The 16831-nt window shown below is 46.1% G+C and carries 13 protein-coding genes; 1 reads left to right on the top strand and 12 read right to left on the bottom strand.

The window, feature by feature from the left end:
* Window positions 1–29 precede the first annotated feature (29 nt).
* A complete protein-coding gene (gene ugd / locus ACRCWW_RS17165; protein ID WP_438683479.1) occupies window positions 30–1196 on the bottom strand; it encodes a UDP-glucose 6-dehydrogenase in 1167 nt (388 codons plus the stop codon).
* Window positions 1197–1424: 228 nt separating this feature from the next.
* Complete coding sequence (gene gndA / locus ACRCWW_RS17170; RefSeq protein ID WP_438683480.1) at window positions 1425–2831, bottom strand: NADP-dependent phosphogluconate dehydrogenase; 1407 nt, start codon at window positions 2829–2831, stop codon at window positions 1425–1427.
* A gap of 270 nt (window positions 2832–3101) precedes the next feature.
* On the opposite strand from gndA, the gene ACRCWW_RS17175 reads away from it, so the two are divergent.
* The gene (locus ACRCWW_RS17175; RefSeq protein WP_438683481.1) at window positions 3102–4163 is read left to right on the top strand and encodes a glycosyltransferase; all 1062 of its coding nucleotides are present in this window, start codon (window positions 3102–3104) and stop codon (window positions 4161–4163) included.
* Window positions 4164–4242: 79 nt separating this feature from the next.
* Here ACRCWW_RS17175 and ACRCWW_RS17180 read toward each other — a convergent pair whose 3' ends face one another.
* The 10 genes from ACRCWW_RS17180 to wzxC all read right to left on the bottom strand — a co-directional run bounded on the left by ACRCWW_RS17180 (window position 4243) and on the right by wzxC (window position 16828).
* Window positions 4243–5343, bottom strand: coding sequence for a glycosyltransferase family 4 protein (locus ACRCWW_RS17180; protein ID WP_438683482.1), 1101 nt, complete (start codon window positions 5341–5343; stop codon window positions 4243–4245).
* 21 nt (window positions 5344–5364) lie between these two features.
* Complete coding sequence (locus tag ACRCWW_RS17185; protein WP_438683483.1) at window positions 5365–6519, bottom strand: oligosaccharide repeat unit polymerase; 1155 nt, start codon at window positions 6517–6519, stop codon at window positions 5365–5367.
* A gap of 27 nt (window positions 6520–6546) precedes the next feature.
* Window positions 6547–7557, bottom strand: coding sequence for a hypothetical protein (locus ACRCWW_RS17190; RefSeq protein ID WP_438683484.1), 1011 nt, complete (start codon window positions 7555–7557; stop codon window positions 6547–6549).
* Window positions 7558–7563: 6 nt separating this feature from the next.
* Entirely contained in the window at window positions 7564–8658 is a 1095-nt protein-coding gene (gene glf / locus ACRCWW_RS17195; RefSeq protein WP_438683485.1) for a UDP-galactopyranose mutase, read from the bottom strand.
* A gap of 11 nt (window positions 8659–8669) precedes the next feature.
* Complete coding sequence (locus tag ACRCWW_RS17200; protein WP_438683486.1) at window positions 8670–9917, bottom strand: flippase; 1248 nt, start codon at window positions 9915–9917, stop codon at window positions 8670–8672.
* 344 nt (window positions 9918–10261) lie between these two features.
* Window positions 10262–11155, bottom strand: coding sequence for a GalU regulator GalF (gene galF, locus ACRCWW_RS17205; RefSeq protein WP_438683487.1), 894 nt, complete (start codon window positions 11153–11155; stop codon window positions 10262–10264).
* A 145-nt stretch (window positions 11156–11300) separates the two neighbouring features.
* Window positions 11301–12707, bottom strand: coding sequence for a colanic acid biosynthesis protein WcaM (gene wcaM / locus ACRCWW_RS17210; RefSeq protein WP_438683488.1), 1407 nt, complete (start codon window positions 12705–12707; stop codon window positions 11301–11303).
* Between the two features lie 9 nt (window positions 12708–12716).
* Window positions 12717–13937, bottom strand: a complete 1221-nt coding sequence (gene wcaL / locus ACRCWW_RS17215) for a colanic acid biosynthesis glycosyltransferase WcaL (RefSeq protein WP_438683489.1) — start codon at window positions 13935–13937, stop codon at window positions 12717–12719.
* Window positions 13934–15214 (bottom strand): colanic acid biosynthesis pyruvyl transferase WcaK, encoded by a 1281-nt coding sequence (wcaK, locus tag ACRCWW_RS17220; RefSeq protein WP_438683490.1) that lies wholly within the window; start codon window positions 15212–15214, stop codon window positions 13934–13936. The genes wcaL and wcaK overlap by 4 nt, the downstream gene beginning before the upstream one ends.
* A gap of 135 nt (window positions 15215–15349) precedes the next feature.
* Entirely contained in the window at window positions 15350–16828 is a 1479-nt protein-coding gene (gene wzxC / locus ACRCWW_RS17225; RefSeq protein ID WP_438683491.1) for a colanic acid undecaprenyl disphosphate flippase WzxC, read from the bottom strand.
* Window positions 16829–16831: the final 3 nt, after the last annotated feature.

Genomic DNA, 16831 nt, shown 5'->3' on the forward strand with positions numbered 1-16831 from the left:
CTACCCTAAGGCAGGTGCATCACTAAAAATCAGTCATTCCCAAACAAATCGCGGGTATAAACTTTATCCGCGACGTCAGCCAGTTCTTCTGCCATACGGTTTGAAATAATCACATCGGCTTCTTGCTTAAACGCGTCGAGGTCACGCACCACGCGAGAATGGAAGAACTCGTCTTCTTGCATCACGGGTTCATAAATGATGACCTGCACGCCCTTCGCTTTGATACGCTTCATGATCCCCTGAATGGAAGAGGCACGGAAGTTATCGGAACCGCTCTTCATGATCAGGCGATACACACCAACCACTTTTGGTTTGCGGGACAGAATGGAATCCGCCACAAAATCTTTACGTGTACGGTTGGCATCGACGATGGCAGAGATAATGTTATTCGGCACAGACTGGTAGTTTGCCAGCAGCTGCTTGGTGTCTTTCGGCAGGCAGTAACCGCCGTAGCCAAATGACGGGTTGTTGTAGTGGTTGCCGATACGCGGGTCGAGGCAGACACCTTCGATGATCTGGCGGCTGTCCAGGCCTAAGCTTTCTGCATAGCTGTCCAGCTCGTTGAAGTACGCCACACGCATCGCCAGATAAGTGTTAGCAAACAGCTTGATGGCTTCGGCTTCTGTGGAATCCGTGAACAGCACAGGAATGTCTTTCTTGATAGCCCCTTCCTGCAACAGCCCGGCAAAACGCTCCGCACGCTCCGAACGCTCGCCAATCACAATACGTGATGGATGCAGGTTATCGTAGAGCGCACGGCCTTCACGCAGGAACTCAGGCGAGAAAATCACGTTATCGATGCCCAGCTCTTCCTTGATTGACTGAGTAAAGCCAACAGGAATGGTGGACTTGATGATCATCACGGCTTTCGGGTTGATAGCCACGACATCGCGGATGACCGCTTCAACGCTTGAAGTGTTGAAGTAGTTAGTCTTAGGGTCGTAATCCGTTGGCGTGGCGATAATCACATACTCAGCGTCGCGGTACGCATCTTCTTTATCGGTGGTCGCACGGAAGTTCAGCGTTTTGGTCGCCAGATACTCTTCAATCTCTTTATCAGCAATCGGCGACTTCTTCTGATTGAGCATGTCGACTTTGGCCTGCACGATGTCCAGAGCCACCACTTCATGGTGTTGAGCAATCAAGATGCCGTTTGAAAGGCCAACGTAACCTGTACCGGAAATTGTAATTTTCATTAGACGCAACTTATTCAGTGAACGGGGTAGAGATGGCGCACTCTGGCCACCACGATAAACAAAACTGTTGTGGTTTTTACCTCTTGCATCGCTGGCCTGTCAAGGTAAAGGCCGCCGATAGCCCCTCTATTGAGGCGACATTCAGACTACTTCGAATGCCTTAAGGGAAGATTAATGCAAAAGGCCCGGAGACAAGCTCCGGGCCTTTGATAGATGGACTAAGGAAAATTATTCCATCCACTCGGTGTGGAACACACCTTCTTTGTCAGTGCGCTTGTAAGTGTGAGCACCGAAGTAGTCACGCTGCGCCTGAATCAGGTTTGCTGGCAGAACCGCTGAACGGTAGCTGTCGTAGTAGGCGATAGCCGCTGCGAAGGTTGGTACTGGAATACCGTTCTGAACAGCATAAGCCACTACGTCACGCAGCGCCTGCTGGTAGTCATCGGCAATCTTTTTGAAGTACGGTGCCAGCAGCAGGTTCGCGATGTCTGCATTCTCAGCATACGCATCGGTGATTTTCTGCAGGAACTGAGCACGAATGATGCAACCTGCACGGAAGATCTTCGCGATTTCGCCGTAGTTCAGGTCCCAGTTGTACTCGTTAGACGCAGCACGCAGCTGAGAGAAGCCCTGAGCGTAAGAAACAATCTTGCCCAGATACAAAGCACGACGTACTTTCTCAACGAATTCCGCTTTATCACCAGCAGGTTTAGCCTGCGGGCCGCTCAGCACTTTAGAGGCTGCAACACGCTGGTCTTTCAGAGAAGAGATGTAACGTGCGAAAACTGACTCAGTGATCAGAGACAGCGGCTCACCGAGGTCCAAAGAGCTCTGGCTGGTCCATTTACCGGTACCTTTGTTCGCAGCTTCATCCAGAATCACATCAACCAGGTATGTGCCTTCTTCATCTTTCTTGGTGAAGATATCTTTGGTGATGTCGATCAGGTAGCTGTTCAGCTCACCGTTGTTCCACTCGGTGAACACCTGAGCCAGTTCTTCATTAGACAGGTTCAGGCCACCTTTCAGCAGGGAGTACGCTTCAGCAATCAGCTGCATATCGCCGTACTCGATACCGTTGTGCACCATCTTCACATAGTGACCCGCACCGTCCGGACCGATATAGGTCACGCATGGCTCACCATCTTCTGCCACAGCAGCGATTTTGGTGAGGATTGGGGCAACCAGCTCGTAAGCGTGCTTCTGACCACCAGGCATGATGGATGGGCCCTTCAGCGCGCCCTCTTCACCGCCGGAAACACCAGTACCGATGAAGTTGAAGCCTTCCGCAGACAGTTCACGGTTACGACGGACGGTGTCCGGGAAGTAGGAGTTACCGCCTTCAATGATGATGTCGCCTTTGTCCAGATAAGGCTTGAGTGATTCGATGGCTTTGTCCGTGCCCTCGCCCGCCTTCACCATTAACAGGATACGGCGTGGTGTTTCCAGAGACTCGACGAACTCCTGCACCGTGTAGTAAGGAACCAGTTTCTTGCCGGGATTCTCGGCAACAACTTCTTCAGTTTTTTCACGGGAGCGGTTGAAGATGGAGACGGTATAACCACGGCTTTCGATGTTGAGCGCCAGGTTGCGCCCCATCACTGCCATACCGACGACGCCGATCTGTTGCTTGGACATTACATACTCCTGTCAGGTGTGGTCACCGCGCAGGGTGCGCGCGGCTTGAAATGTGGTGAAGATGTTAACTCATGAAATGGGGGCTGGGTAGTGTAAGTTGGTGCTCTCTTAGTTAAGTTTCTGAAAAGAAAACTGACTACGCAGCCCAATATCCATTTTATTCACAAACGGGATTTGAAGTAGAATCACGGTTCTGTTGAGCAATTTTGCGATATGAGACTTTTTATCTCAGAGAACAGCGCAAAATGTAACCATTGACTGGAAATCAAAATGAATATTGTACATGTCATTACTTCTTTGGGTCTGGGTGGAGCTGAGAAAACCGTTTGCGACATCGCAGATGAACAAGCCCATCAAGGTCATACTGTAACTCTGATATCCATCACTGGGGAAACATTGACAAAGCCAACAAATGAAAATATTAAAGTAATTTCAATCGGAATCAAAAAAAAACCAACAGGGTTTATATATGCTCTTAACAAACTGCCTAAATTAATCTTAGCGCTTGACGTTGATATTATACATGCTCATATGTATCATGCGATCATTATAACAAGATTAGCCATTCGCAATAAAACACCTCTTATTTGCACCTTCCATAATTCACATGAGAAGTCGGCATTAAGAAACAAAATAATTAAAGCCACCAATAAATTGGCTCGTTGCACCACTTGCGTTTCACCAATGGCTGCAGAAAATTATAATACGAAAATAGTCATACCCAATGGATTAAAAATTGAAAACTATTATCAATCCAAGGATGAAGGTAAGGCCATTCGCAATCAACACAACATATCTGACAGTGATTATTTATATGGTTTTGTAGGTAGACTTCATGAAGATAAAAATATCCCCTTACTGCTTGAATCTTTTTCTGAAGTCAATAAAAACACCCCATCATCAAAATTGTTAATCGTTGGAGTAGGCCCTTTATATCAACAACTAGAAAAATTTGTCATTGAAAAAAACTTAATAAATGTTGTGATTTTTCACGGAGCAGAAAAAAATACTCGTTCAATTTATAATGCAATGGACTTATTAATAATCCCTTCTGTAAATGAAGGTTTTGGCCTTGTGGCTGCAGAATCAATTCTTTGTGACACACCAGTGCTGAGCATGGATAATGGCGGAGTGCCCTTTGTTTTAAACTCTGAAAGATTTATATGTCACAATAAAAAAGAGCTAACAGATAAAATGCTTGCATGCCTAAATGGTCAATTTAACATCAACATTAACAACACTAAAAGTAATATCATAGGAAAATTTAGTCTTTTTAATGTAGTTTGCTCTTATAATAAGCTTTACATTCAGCTAATTGGTGAAGAACACTAGAATTTCAATACTTTCTACATGCGAAGAGTTTCATCATTGCAAACCGATTGCTGTTCAGGTTAACTCGAACAGCAATAAATCATAGACAGGAAAGATACTCATTGATAACGATCTGTTCATCAAAACGTCGTGTAATGTAGTCCCTTCCAGCTAGTCCCATTTTGTGACGTTCAGTCTTATCCATCACAATGACCTTTTCAAGTGCAGCGGCTAGAGAGGAAGACGATCGCGGATCACACAAATATCCTGTTTCATTATTAATTACGGCTTCTCGGCAGCCAACATTATCAGTGGTTACGATTATTTTTCCCATTGCCGCGGCTTCCAACAAACTTTTAGGTACTCCTTCCCTGTAATATGATGGAAGCACTACACAATCATTGTCTTGCAAAAAAAGCTCAACGTTATCAGTCTTACCTAAGAATTCTATCAGACCGCTTTCTTGCCACTGGATAATTTCACTTTTTAAAATGGCAGATGGATTTCCTTCATCTACAAATCCAGCGAGACTGAAACGAACACGATCACCATATTTCTTTTTCAACATTTTAGCCGCTTCTGCGTACTCAGGTATTCCTTTTTCCCTAATTAGGCGGGCAATTAATATGAAATTAACCACTCCATCGTCAATTCTGTTGTTTAATCTAAAACGTTGAAGATCTACCCCAGAACCAGGTATGAGCAATGCTTGTTTTTCGCTGACGATGCCATTATCTATAAACTGAGATAAGTCATCTTTATTCTGAAAAAAGACACACTTGGCTCTTCGCTGTGAAACTTTATAAAGAAAATTAATTATTGCTTTTGTTTTTGAGCTTTTGATGAAAGCTGTTCCCAACCCAGCAATATTATTAATAACTTCCGCATTAGTACAATAAGCAGCCATTGTACTGTATATGTTACTCTTAGGTGTGAAGTTGAAAATAAAATCTGGGTTTTCTTTTTTGAATATTTTATAGTACGAAATGATTGTTTTTATTTCATGTATTGGGTTCATTCCTCTTTGAGACATACTTACGTTAGAAAACGTACAGCCCAAAGACTTTAATTTTTCGGTATACGCATCTTCCGGGGAGGCTATATGTACGGAATGCCCTTTAGAAATAAACTTGGCAATCGTATTTTTTCTAAAATTGTAAAGATACCAACTGGTATTAGCTGAAATAATAATTTTGGACATAATCTACTTTTCACTTTATATTTAAATTTTTCTGTCTATTTTTTTAACCTGATAGACAAAGCTAAATAAGAGTGATAACAATAGTAACTGAATCCATAGACTAAGAGATGTTATCAAACTCTCATGGAAAAATACAAAAATTATGGTATATGCAAAGAGAGAGTAAAAAACTTCTGCCCAGAAATAAAACTTTGCCAACTTCCATAACAGCCCACTGATGAATCCATGAATCGCCATCAACAAGTATGATACATACCAACCATAAGCGATATAGTCAGAATAAGCGGTGTATACATTCGTTGGTACACCAACATCCACAAACTCTCTGTGTAGTGTTACGGGTACATTTCCGCCAACTAACTTAATGAAAATTCGCAATAAGTTACTATCCTTAAGTTGATCACTCAACAGGTAAAATTCTTGCATAGCAATCGTCGGGCTAGATATATAAATTGCCATGTAAGTTTTCAAAGCATCCCAAAAGTTATTGGATTCGCTTGTTCTTATAATAAAACTGAAAAATGAAAACAACGCCAGTCCAAGGATTGCAAATAATACTATTGATTTCAGCCTTCTCTTTGTTGCTATGTAAAATGTTGAGATAAAGAGCATAAAAGTGGCTTGTTTTGATGTACTCACCACTGCAACGACAAGTAATAGAACCATAAGAGCAGTAAAAATAACCTTGCTACCAGGGTTAATATTTCTTGAGATAAGGTAGTACCCCCAAACAATATAAACTAATGTAAAGAAGTACTGTACTGCTGAATGCCCATCTGAAACATCTTCAGACCTGATCTCATGCAGAGTATTTTTAAACTCCTGCAAGGAAAAACCATAATCACTAATTCTGAGAGTAATATAAAATAGCGAGAAAGTAACTAATAGCACAAAAAGCAAACTGGATTTAAGCTTTATAGCTTTCTGGTATGCAGATTCCCCCCCAGATACCACTTTACAACCTAATCCAGAGAAAAGTGAGAAAATAACAATATTTGCAAATATAAATAACTGAGTTTCAACTTTAAACTCTACTGTAATTATACCTGAAGTCCACAATATTATTGCCGACACAAATAAATAAGATGAGGCCATCAAAAAAGCGGGGTTGAAAGTGTCTCTCGTAAATCTGTATGATATAAATACAAGTGGCAATATCAATAAGATCAAATACATTTTCCCACCGAACCACTCATAGTGGTGTTAATTTTTATACTCGCATCTTTCGATAGCACGTGCTAAGAACTTGCCTGAACGAACTTTCTCTGCGACTACCGTTGCCGAACGATAACAGAGATTCCATTTATTGGTGTCGTGCATAATATCTTCAATTTCGTCCAGGCTATCAATCACTATTCCACATCCTTCTCGCCTTACAAAATCTGCTAGTGCAGATTTACTCCAGACAATTATAGGAATGGATAAAGAAAGATACAGTGATGCTTTATGAGGATTATTATATTGCAAATAATGGCCAAAGATACCACTACAGGCCGCCTGGGAGTCGCCATCCCAAACAAGTCCATAATATGCCTTGGTCGCTGATACTGTTTGATCTGGAATATTGGCATCGAAGATGCCACAATAATTTAATTCACCGATCGCCAATTCTTTCTGGAAATTTACCCCATAGACATCTACAGGGTAGCTCGGCTGCCATGAATAAATATAACCAGCCTTCTCTTTAGTCAAGTTACCAGCAACGAGTAATGAAATCTTTTCATCCTCAGCGATACGTCTAACAGAAGTAGATTCTGCTAACAGGTAATCGAAAAGCTCAAGTTCGATGATATTGACGCCCTGAACTTTGATATCTCGGAGATAATCAGTCATAACTTTATTATGGCTGATTATATTTGATGCTTTATATATCAAAGAATCTTCTTTGTCTTTTTTCCTCAAAGAGTTAAGATCGTGAACAATTACTGTCAGTTTGAATGACTTAATGGCCATCATGACTTCCAATAATTTTCCGTAAGGCTTAGCCAATGGATAATTAATGATTAGATTATCATTTGAACTCAAAGAGAATAAAAACCTGATGAAATTAAATGAACTCGAAAGCCTCTCCAGTCGGTTGCCGATACTTAACGGAATTTTCACAACTTTAATATGACTTTGGTCGCTAAGTATTTCAAGTACGTCATATCTAGCCTTAAACCCAGCATGATTTGCCGTCTCAGTTAAATCATGGATATATACAAAGTTACTCATAATTAATTAATCTTGCTTTGAAATAAAATATAATGCCGAAGAGATGACTTGATGCATGTCATAATATTTATATTCAGCCAATCTTCCACCGAAGAAAACATCACCGTCATCATTGATCATAGCTTTGTATTTTTTATACAAATCCATGTTTTTAGAATTATTTACAGGGTAATATGGCTCATCACCTTTTACCCATTCTGCTGGATATTCTCTGGTGACCACTGTATGTGAAGTTTCAACAGGATCAAAATGCTTGTGCTCAATTATCCGTGTGAATGGAACCTCAGCTTCAGTATAGTTAACAACTGCATTCCCTTGATAATTATCAATTTGTAAAATTTCAGTTTCAAAAGAAAGAGAACGATATTCTAATTGACCATGACAGTACTCAAAATATTCATCAATAGGACCGGTGTAAATTATTTTTTTGGCTATTCTTTTAAATTCTGATTTATTTTTTAAATAATCAACGCCCAATCTGACCTCGATACCCTCCAACATTTTTTCTACCATCTTCGTGTAACCACCTATTGGTATACCCTGGTATCTGTCGGAGAAATAATTGTTATCATATGTCATGCGGACTGGTAATCGACTAATGATGAATGCTGGCAGATCTGCTGCCTTTCTACCCCATTGCTTTTCAGTATAGCCTTTTATCAGCTTTTCATAAATATCTCGCCCAACTAAGGATATCGCTTTTTCTTCTAAGTTTTCTGGCTCTTTTCCTGCTAATTCTTTTCTTTGCTCATCAATAACCATCATTGCTTCAGCAGGAGTTTTTGTTCCCCACAACTGATAAAATGTATTCATATTAAATGGCAGGTTATAGAGCATCCCTTTATAGTTCGCCAAAGGTGAGTTAGTGAACCTATTAAACTCAACAAATGAATTCACATACTCCCATATTTCTTTGTCATTTGTGTGAAATATATGAGCTCCATACTTATGCACATGAATTCCATTAACATTTTCTGTATATGCATTCCCAGCTATATGGTTTCTTTTTTCAATGACAAGAACTTTTTTACCTTTCTTTGTCAGTTCATGTGCACATACAGAGCCAAATAATCCAGCACCAACAATGAGATAGTCGTACATTAATCCACCAGTTATTTAAAAAGATAAATGTGTTTCGAACGCAGAAATAAATACATTAATAGAGTAACAAGAGTTTCAGTTACCAATAGTGATATGGCTGCACCAGTTTCAGCGTAGAAGAAAACTAAAGGGAATATGATTAATAAGTTTGTTATACCACTTACAATCAGGATGCGACTAAACTGTTTTTTATAATTATGAGTCAACATCGTTTGTACACCAAAAATGTTACTCAACACTATAATCAGGGGCAAAACTGCCATCCATCTTAAGACAATTATTGACTCCTCATAATTTTTACCAACACCAATATTTATAATCCAAGGAGCTAGTACAAACAAAAGAATGGAGCCAATACATGCCAAACCACCCACAATGCGTATTGATTTCCTTATTAAGGACAGCGCCTGTTGGTAGTCAGTATCAAACAATGAATTTATCCGTGGATATATCGCCTGTGTAATTGGGCTTAGAAGCCCCTGAGCAGCATTTCTGATTGTATTTGCAGCGTTAAAATAGCCTACAGCAACCGGTCCTGCGACAAAGCCAAGAATAACCGTCGTACTTGTTGTATAGAGACTAATTGCTGATGTTGACAAAAAAACATGCCAGCCATCGGCTAAACTACTTTTTATCTTCGCTCGATTAAATATCAAGCCGTGGATCCATTGCTTTTGCATGATAAGGCATAACCCAATCATTCCGGCCAATAAATTCACCGATCCTTGAATCAAGGCCGCGAGCCAGACATCCTCTTTAGAATGAACAAGTAGAAATGTTAATGGAATAACCAGACATCGCGCCGAAATGGTGCATAGGGTTATCCATTTCATTTTTTCCATACCCTGGAAAAACCAAACTGGATAAATAATATTTCCAATAACTAATGGACTAAATGCCAGCAATATATACCATACCTGATTATATTGTGGCACAACTAAACAAGCAATAATCAGTACAATAAATGCGCCAACAGCAAGGAATATCTTAGCAAAAATAACACTCCAGAATATTTCTGTTAACTCTTTTTTATTGCCTTTGTTTTTGGCTATCTGCTGAGTAGCTGTCCAGTTGAACCCATAATCAGTGAGAAGTACAAGGTATTGCATTGAGGCCTGACAAAAACCCAGTAATCCAAAATATTCTGGCCCAAGTATGCGTACCAAATATGGAAAAGTAATCAGAGGGAGAATATATGAACTACCCTGAACCAGGGCTAAATAGAATATGTTTTTATTAAGTGTTGAATTAATCTTCACAATATTTCTTCATTATATTCATGCAACACATGTTTTAATAATTAATTAACCCACGCTACCGCCCCTGGCTCAACAGCTACCAGTGCACTGAACGTAAAGTCAGTATGCGATCAGGACTAATGATTAAAAATCAACCATCACTCCGCTCAATCTAATCCAATATTGTGGTCTTAAACACATCTCAAAACAAGTGGAAATCCCTGATTTGATGTCTAAAATGACATTTCTTACTCAGTGGCAACCCATTGATTTTGAAATAAAAAAAAGGCAGTGGCGTCATGAATGCGCGTTAATCGCTTCATAACCTCCCCTGCCGTTCAGTTTGGCATACTGCTTCCTGGGAATCAGCCTACCAATAATTTCTTGATGCTTTCTCGGAACTTAGCACCTTCTTTCAGGTTACGCAGGCCGTACTGTACGAATGCCTGCATATAGCCCATTTTCTTACCGCAGTCGTAGCTGTCGCCGGTCATCAACATGGCATCGACGGACTGTTTCTTCGCCAGTTCGGCAATAGCGTCAGTCAGTTGCACGCGGCCCCAGGCACCTGGCTCGGTTTTTTCCAGTTCTGCCCAGACATCTGCGGAAAGCACATAGCGGCCAACTGCCATCAGGTCAGAATCCAGCGTCTGCGGCTGGTCTGGTTTTTCAACGAACTCAACAATGCGGCTCACATTGCCTTCGTTGTCCAGTGGCTCTTTGGTTTTGATGATGGAGTATTCGCTCAGGTCGCCGTCCATATGCTTCGCCAACACCTGGCTACGGCCTGTTTCATTGAAACGGGCAACCATCGCGGCAAGGTTATAGCGCAGTGGGTCAGCTGTGGCGTTATCCAGAATGATATCTGGCAGCACAACCACAAACGGGTTATCGCCAACAATCGGGCGAGCGCACAGAATGGAATGGCCCAGGCCCAGTGGCTGCGCCTGGCGCACGTTCATGATAGTCACACCCGGCGGACAGATAGACTGCACTTCGGCCAGCAGCTGACGCTTAACGCGCTGCTCCAGCAGTGACTCAAGCTCATAAGAGGTGTCGAAGTGGTTTTCCACGGCGTTCTTGGACGCGTGGGTGACCAGGACGATTTCTTTGATCCCTGCAGCAACAATTTCGTCGACGATGTATTGGATCATCGGCTTGTCAACGATCGGCAGCATTTCTTTCGGAATAGCCTTGGTGGCAGGAAGCATATGCATCCCGAGGCCCGCTACCGGAATTACTGCTTTCAAATTAATCATTATCATGTCCACCTGTGAATGGTTGAAGAATTATAGCCAGTCAGGACGTTTAATCCAGCACGTTTTTTTGATGATACCTGGCTAAATTTGATAAAACTTCAGGTTCAATCCGAGAGTTAGCAAGCTTTTCCAGGAATCCTCGGATTTACCGCCCCGGCAGCCTAAAATTCAGCCCGCTGGCGTTAATCGTGTGCTGATCGACCCGGTCGATATCCACGGAGCGCACGCCCTTTTCATTCACGGCTTTGATGTTCGCGAGCGACAGCAAGGTGTCCTCTTTCGCCATAAATTTACCCCGCACATCTTTGCGTAAATCGAAGTTCATCGACAGCGCCGGGCCGCGGTCTGCATCCTGCATAACGTTGATATTACGCATGAAAAGGTGCTGCGGCTTGTTGTGCAGCTCCAGCGAGGCGCGTTTGATATCGAGGTTGGTGATGGAGACAAACGACGGCGCATTGCCTGATGAAATCTGGATGCCCCGCAGTTTGGTCGGCATGTCCGTGTTGTCCATCCTGATATTCGAGAGCTGGAAGTTCTGCGGTATCGAGAGGTAATTGCCCTTAATCACGCCGTAGCCAATCAGCATTCCGGCGCTATTGACCATCTCGACATTATCAATAATGAAATTATCACAGCCGTAAATTGCCACCGTGGCGTTATCGATTCCCGCCTGTTTACTGAACGCCGGGGTGATATTTTGCGCTTTTACATTACGAATGATGAAGTGTTTGCCATTTTCCACATGCACCAGCTGACGACAATTTCGGCCGGTGATGTTCGCCACGACAAAGTTTTTGACCGACTGATCTTCCGGATAACTGTTGTTATACGTGCTGCCCGCAAGCCCTATTCCGATGCCCCAGTTTATCTTGCCGTTGGTGCAGTTAATGGTGTCGATCACATGGTCAGAAATGAGAATGTTCTTATCATTAATGGCGACATTCCATTCAATCGCATCGCCCTGTAACTGGGTAAAACGGCCGTTAGTTATTTTCACGCCATCAAACTGGTTATGAAATCCCTGCCTTAAAATGCCGTAGTTCGCTTTGGTGATGGTGATGTTATCGATAAGCAAGTTGCGCATCGTGCGGGTGTCTTTCCCGCCGATGAAAATCTGCGCGACCGGGCCATAGCCGCTCATCGTCACCCCTTCAATCACGCAGTCTGATCCACGCACATCCAGGCAGATATTGTTGAGCGTGCCCTGATGGCTGCCGATGATTTTACAGCCATCCTGCAACGCGAAGCGCCCTCGCCCGTTGCCGTTCAGCGCGCCTTCTATTTGCAGCGTTTTCCCCGGAGGGATGATGATGCCGGTATTGATGTTTTCACAGGTCACGCCTTGCGGAACGGTGACCACATCGCTGTCTTTGAAGGCATCGTTGAAGGCCCGAATCCAGTCATTGTGCGTGTTGTAGGCCCGGATATCTGCGGCTTTGGTTTGCCCAACCGCCAAAGCGGCAGGGCTGTTAATGAGAGGCAGAGCAGCCAGCGCAGAGCTGGCTTGAAGGAAGTGTCGTCGTGAGAGGGAGTACTTTTTTGCAGTCATGCGACCTCTTTACAGCGTCTGCAGCAGGCTCGCCAGTTGGCGGTTGATCACCTGCTGGTTAAAGGTGGTTTCCACTTTTTCGCGCGCCTTCGTGACGACAGGCTCCAGCGTTTGCTGTTCATAAGCGCTCAGCGCACTCAGGCGATTGGCTAACGCAGCCGCGTCATTTTCAGGGACCAGCCAGCCTGATTCGTCCGTTTCAATCAGCTCAGGAATGCCACTGTGAAGGGTCGATACCACCGGAATGCCGACCGCCATCGCTTCCATCAGCGCCACCGGAATGCCTTCCATATCTCCGTCGGTGCCAGTGACGGAGGGCAGCAGGAACACATCCGCTTCATCGAGCATCGCTTTGACTTCATGACTTGGCTTAAAGCCCGGCATCTCCACCACGTCTTCAAGCTGATACTGCTCGATTAGCGTTTTCAGGCGGCGTTCCCACGGGCCGATACCAAGAATGCGATAGTGGAAATCAACGCCACGCTGTTTGAGCTGGCGGCAGGCTTCAATCGCCACGTGCAGCCCTTTTTTCTCGGTCAGACGGGCAACAGAAATGATCTGCAGGGTTTTCCCCGGCTCTTTGGCGGCGCGCAGAGCGAAGCGATCCATGTTCACGCCCATGCGCGACACCGCAATCTTCTCCGGCGGGCAGCCCATGGTTTGCAGGCGCTTCGCCCACAGGTCGCTAATCGGCAGCATCAAATCGCCACGGCGGAACAGCTGCTGATACTCCGGGGTGTAATGCTGAAGCACTTCTCGGCTGGAAATATCCACGCCGTGGAACACAGTCGCAATTTTGCCGCGGATCACGCCCAGCTCGCGCAGTTTGGCAGCGGTCACGCCCGCCGGGCCGAAATGGGCGATAAAGACATCTGCGCTGATAGGCTCAGGATTTTTCGCCGTAATGGAGGAAAGGATCAGGTTACGCGCCTCATTGCCATAACGACGCGGATCAAGCGAACGCCAGGTGGCCGCGCGATGCAACCCTTTCAGCGTGTTGGTGGCCCGGTAACGCAGCTTCGCCAGCTTGCCTTCCGGTTCAGCCTGCAACCAGCGCGTTTTCTCCGCCAGGCCATAACGCCTGAAGGCTTCATGGGTGTTGGTCATGTCGCCTTTCAGCAGCGAGACAATCTCCACCTCATAACCCATGTCGATAAACGCGACTATCTGATTTAAAACAAACGTCTCTGACGACAGTGGGAATTTTAACAGGAAGAATCCAATCTTCATTTCACCTCCTTGATACGGTCGAGGACCGATTTCACCATATGTATTCCGTTTTCACGCTCGGCTTTGACCGCCACGCGCAGGCGTTCGTTGATAGCAGGCAGTTGGCCCAGTGTGTCAGCCACCATCGCGCCAAGGCTTCCATCCAGCAAATGTCTGATATCAATCGCCATTTCCGGCATGCCGAGCTGCTGCATGATACCGGCGGATTTGTGTTCGTAATTGATGGCAATGGCTGGCGTGTCGAAGTTCATCGAGATAATCGCCGAATGCAGGCGTGTGCCCACCGTCAGGTCGCACGCGCCAAGAATTTTGCCCATTTCAAGGTCGTTGAGCTCATCCATCACCACGTGATACTGAGCAGGATCCTGAATGTGCTGACGCAAATTCAACGCCACCATCCGGTCATCTTTGTTGTAGCTGTCGATTCCGGTACAGGTCGACAGCGCAATCACCTGATAACCCGCCTCAATAATGCGATTCACCACGCCCGCAAAGGCTTCTTCGTAGGCCTGCTGGGTTGTGCCAAGGCGCTTATCGAACGGGGCAAGTTCACGCAGGGTGATAGCCACGCTTTTCTTTTGGCTGATGGTTTTTAGCCAGTGTTCGACAGCATAGCTCGGCGTGAAATCGTCGTTGTGGTGCTCGACCAGCCAGGCGGTATCCACGCCCTGCTCGACTTTCGCCGTGGTGATGTCGCTGCGCTTCATCAGGTTCAGGCTGACCGATTCACGCAGGATCAGCGCATCACACTGCGCAAACACATGGTTTGCCAGCTGGTTAAACTGCGGATCCTGGAAGGGCCCCACGCTGTGGCCAATCATGTACAACGGCTTTTTCGCCATAAAGGTACAAAGCGCGTGCTCAAACTGCGGCGCGCCATACAAATCCACAAAGAACGAGCCGCCGACCTGGATGATGGCGTCGTAGTTGCTGAGCAAACGGACAAAATCGGTGAAGCCCTGAGCGATGCGGATATTGCGCAGCTTGCCCGTGTCGGTCACGCGGGAAAGCAGCACCTGATGCTGATAGCGACGACGCAGGATTTTCTTCACCCGCCCCATCACCCCGGCAGCATTGTTGTGCTGCTTCATCTGCGCATACAGCGGGTCGCCCATCACCGGGCGGTTCAGCAGCCAGGATGAACTCACCGGATAGCGGCTCATCACGTCCACTTCAGCATCCGGGTTCAGGGTGTTGATGGCATCAAGCAGGCCGCGCAGAATGGCGCTGTCGCCGCGATTACCACAGGTGTGATTGCCTAGAATCAGTAATTTCATGTATGACCTCTAAATCGGGGTTCTTCATTCATCGGGAGCTGCCTGATGCCCTCTCCCTAACCCTCTCCCACGGGGAGAGGGAATGATTTCTCCCCTCGCCCTTAGGGAGAGGGGCCGGGGGAGAGGGGCTGGCACTCAACCAGCCCGCAATAACACTTTCATTTTTTCACTGCGGCACAGCTGCCGTTTCATCTCCACCACCAGCGGGTGGCGTGAGAGCACAATCATCAGCGCAAATGCAGCCGCGCCTGCGGCCACCTGCACGGCGAGCAGTAGCGGTAAGGGCAGCGCGTTCTTCAGCACCACGCCCAGGCCGTAGCTCACCGCCAGCGTCGGCAGCGACAGGTAAAACGGCAGCCACAGGCTCAGCATGTATTCGCGATAGCTTGAGCCCAGCACGGGTTTAATCATCACGAAGTAGCTCAGCACGGTGTTGATGATCTGCACGAGTAAAAAGCCCAGCGTCACGCCCAGCGCGCCTGCCAGATGGCCGCCTGCGATAATCGCCGGAATGAACAAGAAGGTTTTAAAGACGTTGAATTTGAAGCTGATATCGACGCGAGCTTTGGCCATCAGCAGCGAGCCAATCGGGTTGCCGACAGAACGCAACAGCCCCACCACGCACAGCAGTTGCAGCACAGGGACAATGCTGACCCACTTCTCGCCAAACACCAGCGGCACCATGTTGTTGCTGACCACCATCAGGCCGAGCAGCACCGGGAAGTTGATGATCCCCACTACCGACAGCAGCTTGTAGAAGTTCACGCGAAGCTTCGCGGTATCATCCTGAATCTTGGCAAACGCCGGAAAAAGCACGCGGGTGATAATCGGGTTGAGCTTCATCGGCGGCACAACCGCCACGTTGTACGCCAGGTTGTAGCCCCCGGCGACGCTCGCGCCAAGAATACGCGCCAGCACCAGCGTCGACAGATTCGTGTTCACATAGTTGATGATGCTGTCTGCCGTCAGCCACGCGCCAAAGCGCAGGTTCGAGGAGACAGACGCCAGTGAAAAATGCAGGCCCGGGCGGTAAATCTTGCGTCCAGACCAGCCGAAAAGCAGCGTGCGCACGGCACTGTTCACCAGATAACCCAGAATGGCCGTCATCGCCAACGGCCAGAAATGAGCGCTGATCACCGTGAAGGTAAACCCGGCCAGCACGGCCGAGGTTTCAATCATGCCAATCTTGTTGAATTCCAGCTCTTTTTGCATCAGCGCGCGGAACTGCTGCCCGTGTGGGATAACCACAAACGCGAACGACAGCGTACGCATCAACGGCGCCAGATCCGGGTTATGCAACACGCTGGCAATCACCCCGCTCAGGGAAAAGACCAGCGCGAAAACCACCATCCCCAGGCCAACGTTCAGCCAGTACAGGGTGGTGAGCTCAAGGTGGCTTATCTCTTTACGCTGGATGATGGAGTTGGCGATGCCGAAATCCGACAGCGTGTCCGCGAGGGCGATGATCACCAGCGATACGGTCAGCAGGCCGAACTGGTGATTGTCGATAATGCGGGCCAGCACGGTCATCTGCACCAGCCCCAGACCGATAATCACCACGGTCGCCATCGCGGACCATTTGGCCCCGCTAATGGTTTTTTCTCTCAGGCTCATCTC

Origin of the sequence: Scandinavium sp. (assembly GCF_051650185.1) — a bacterium.
In the GTDB taxonomy this organism is placed as follows: Bacteria; Pseudomonadota; Gammaproteobacteria; order Enterobacterales; family Enterobacteriaceae; genus Scandinavium.

Coding starts and splice junctions, on each gene's coding strand:
- ugd (WP_438683479.1), bottom strand. CDS start 1,196: ATGAAAATTACAATTTCCGGTACAGGTTACGTTGGCCTTTCAAACGGC.
- gndA (WP_438683480.1), bottom strand. CDS start 2,831: ATGTCCAAGCAACAGATCGGCGTCGTCGGTATGGCAGTGATGGGGCGC.
- ACRCWW_RS17175 (WP_438683481.1), top strand. CDS start 3,102: ATGAATATTGTACATGTCATTACTTCTTTGGGTCTGGGTGGAGCTGAG.
- ACRCWW_RS17180 (WP_438683482.1), bottom strand. CDS start 5,343: ATGTCCAAAATTATTATTTCAGCTAATACCAGTTGGTATCTTTACAAT.
- ACRCWW_RS17185 (WP_438683483.1), bottom strand. CDS start 6,519: ATGTATTTGATCTTATTGATATTGCCACTTGTATTTATATCATACAGA.
- ACRCWW_RS17190 (WP_438683484.1), bottom strand. CDS start 7,557: ATGAGTAACTTTGTATATATCCATGATTTAACTGAGACGGCAAATCAT.
- glf (WP_438683485.1), bottom strand. CDS start 8,658: ATGTACGACTATCTCATTGTTGGTGCTGGATTATTTGGCTCTGTATGT.
- galF (WP_438683487.1), bottom strand. CDS start 11,155: ATGATTAATTTGAAAGCAGTAATTCCGGTAGCGGGCCTCGGGATGCAT.
- wcaM (WP_438683488.1), bottom strand. CDS start 12,707: ATGACTGCAAAAAAGTACTCCCTCTCACGACGACACTTCCTTCAAGCC.
- wcaL (WP_438683489.1), bottom strand. CDS start 13,937: ATGAAGATTGGATTCTTCCTGTTAAAATTCCCACTGTCGTCAGAGACG.
- wcaK (WP_438683490.1), bottom strand. CDS start 15,214: ATGAAATTACTGATTCTAGGCAATCACACCTGTGGTAATCGCGGCGAC.
- wzxC (WP_438683491.1), bottom strand. CDS start 16,828: ATGAGCCTGAGAGAAAAAACCATTAGCGGGGCCAAATGGTCCGCGATG.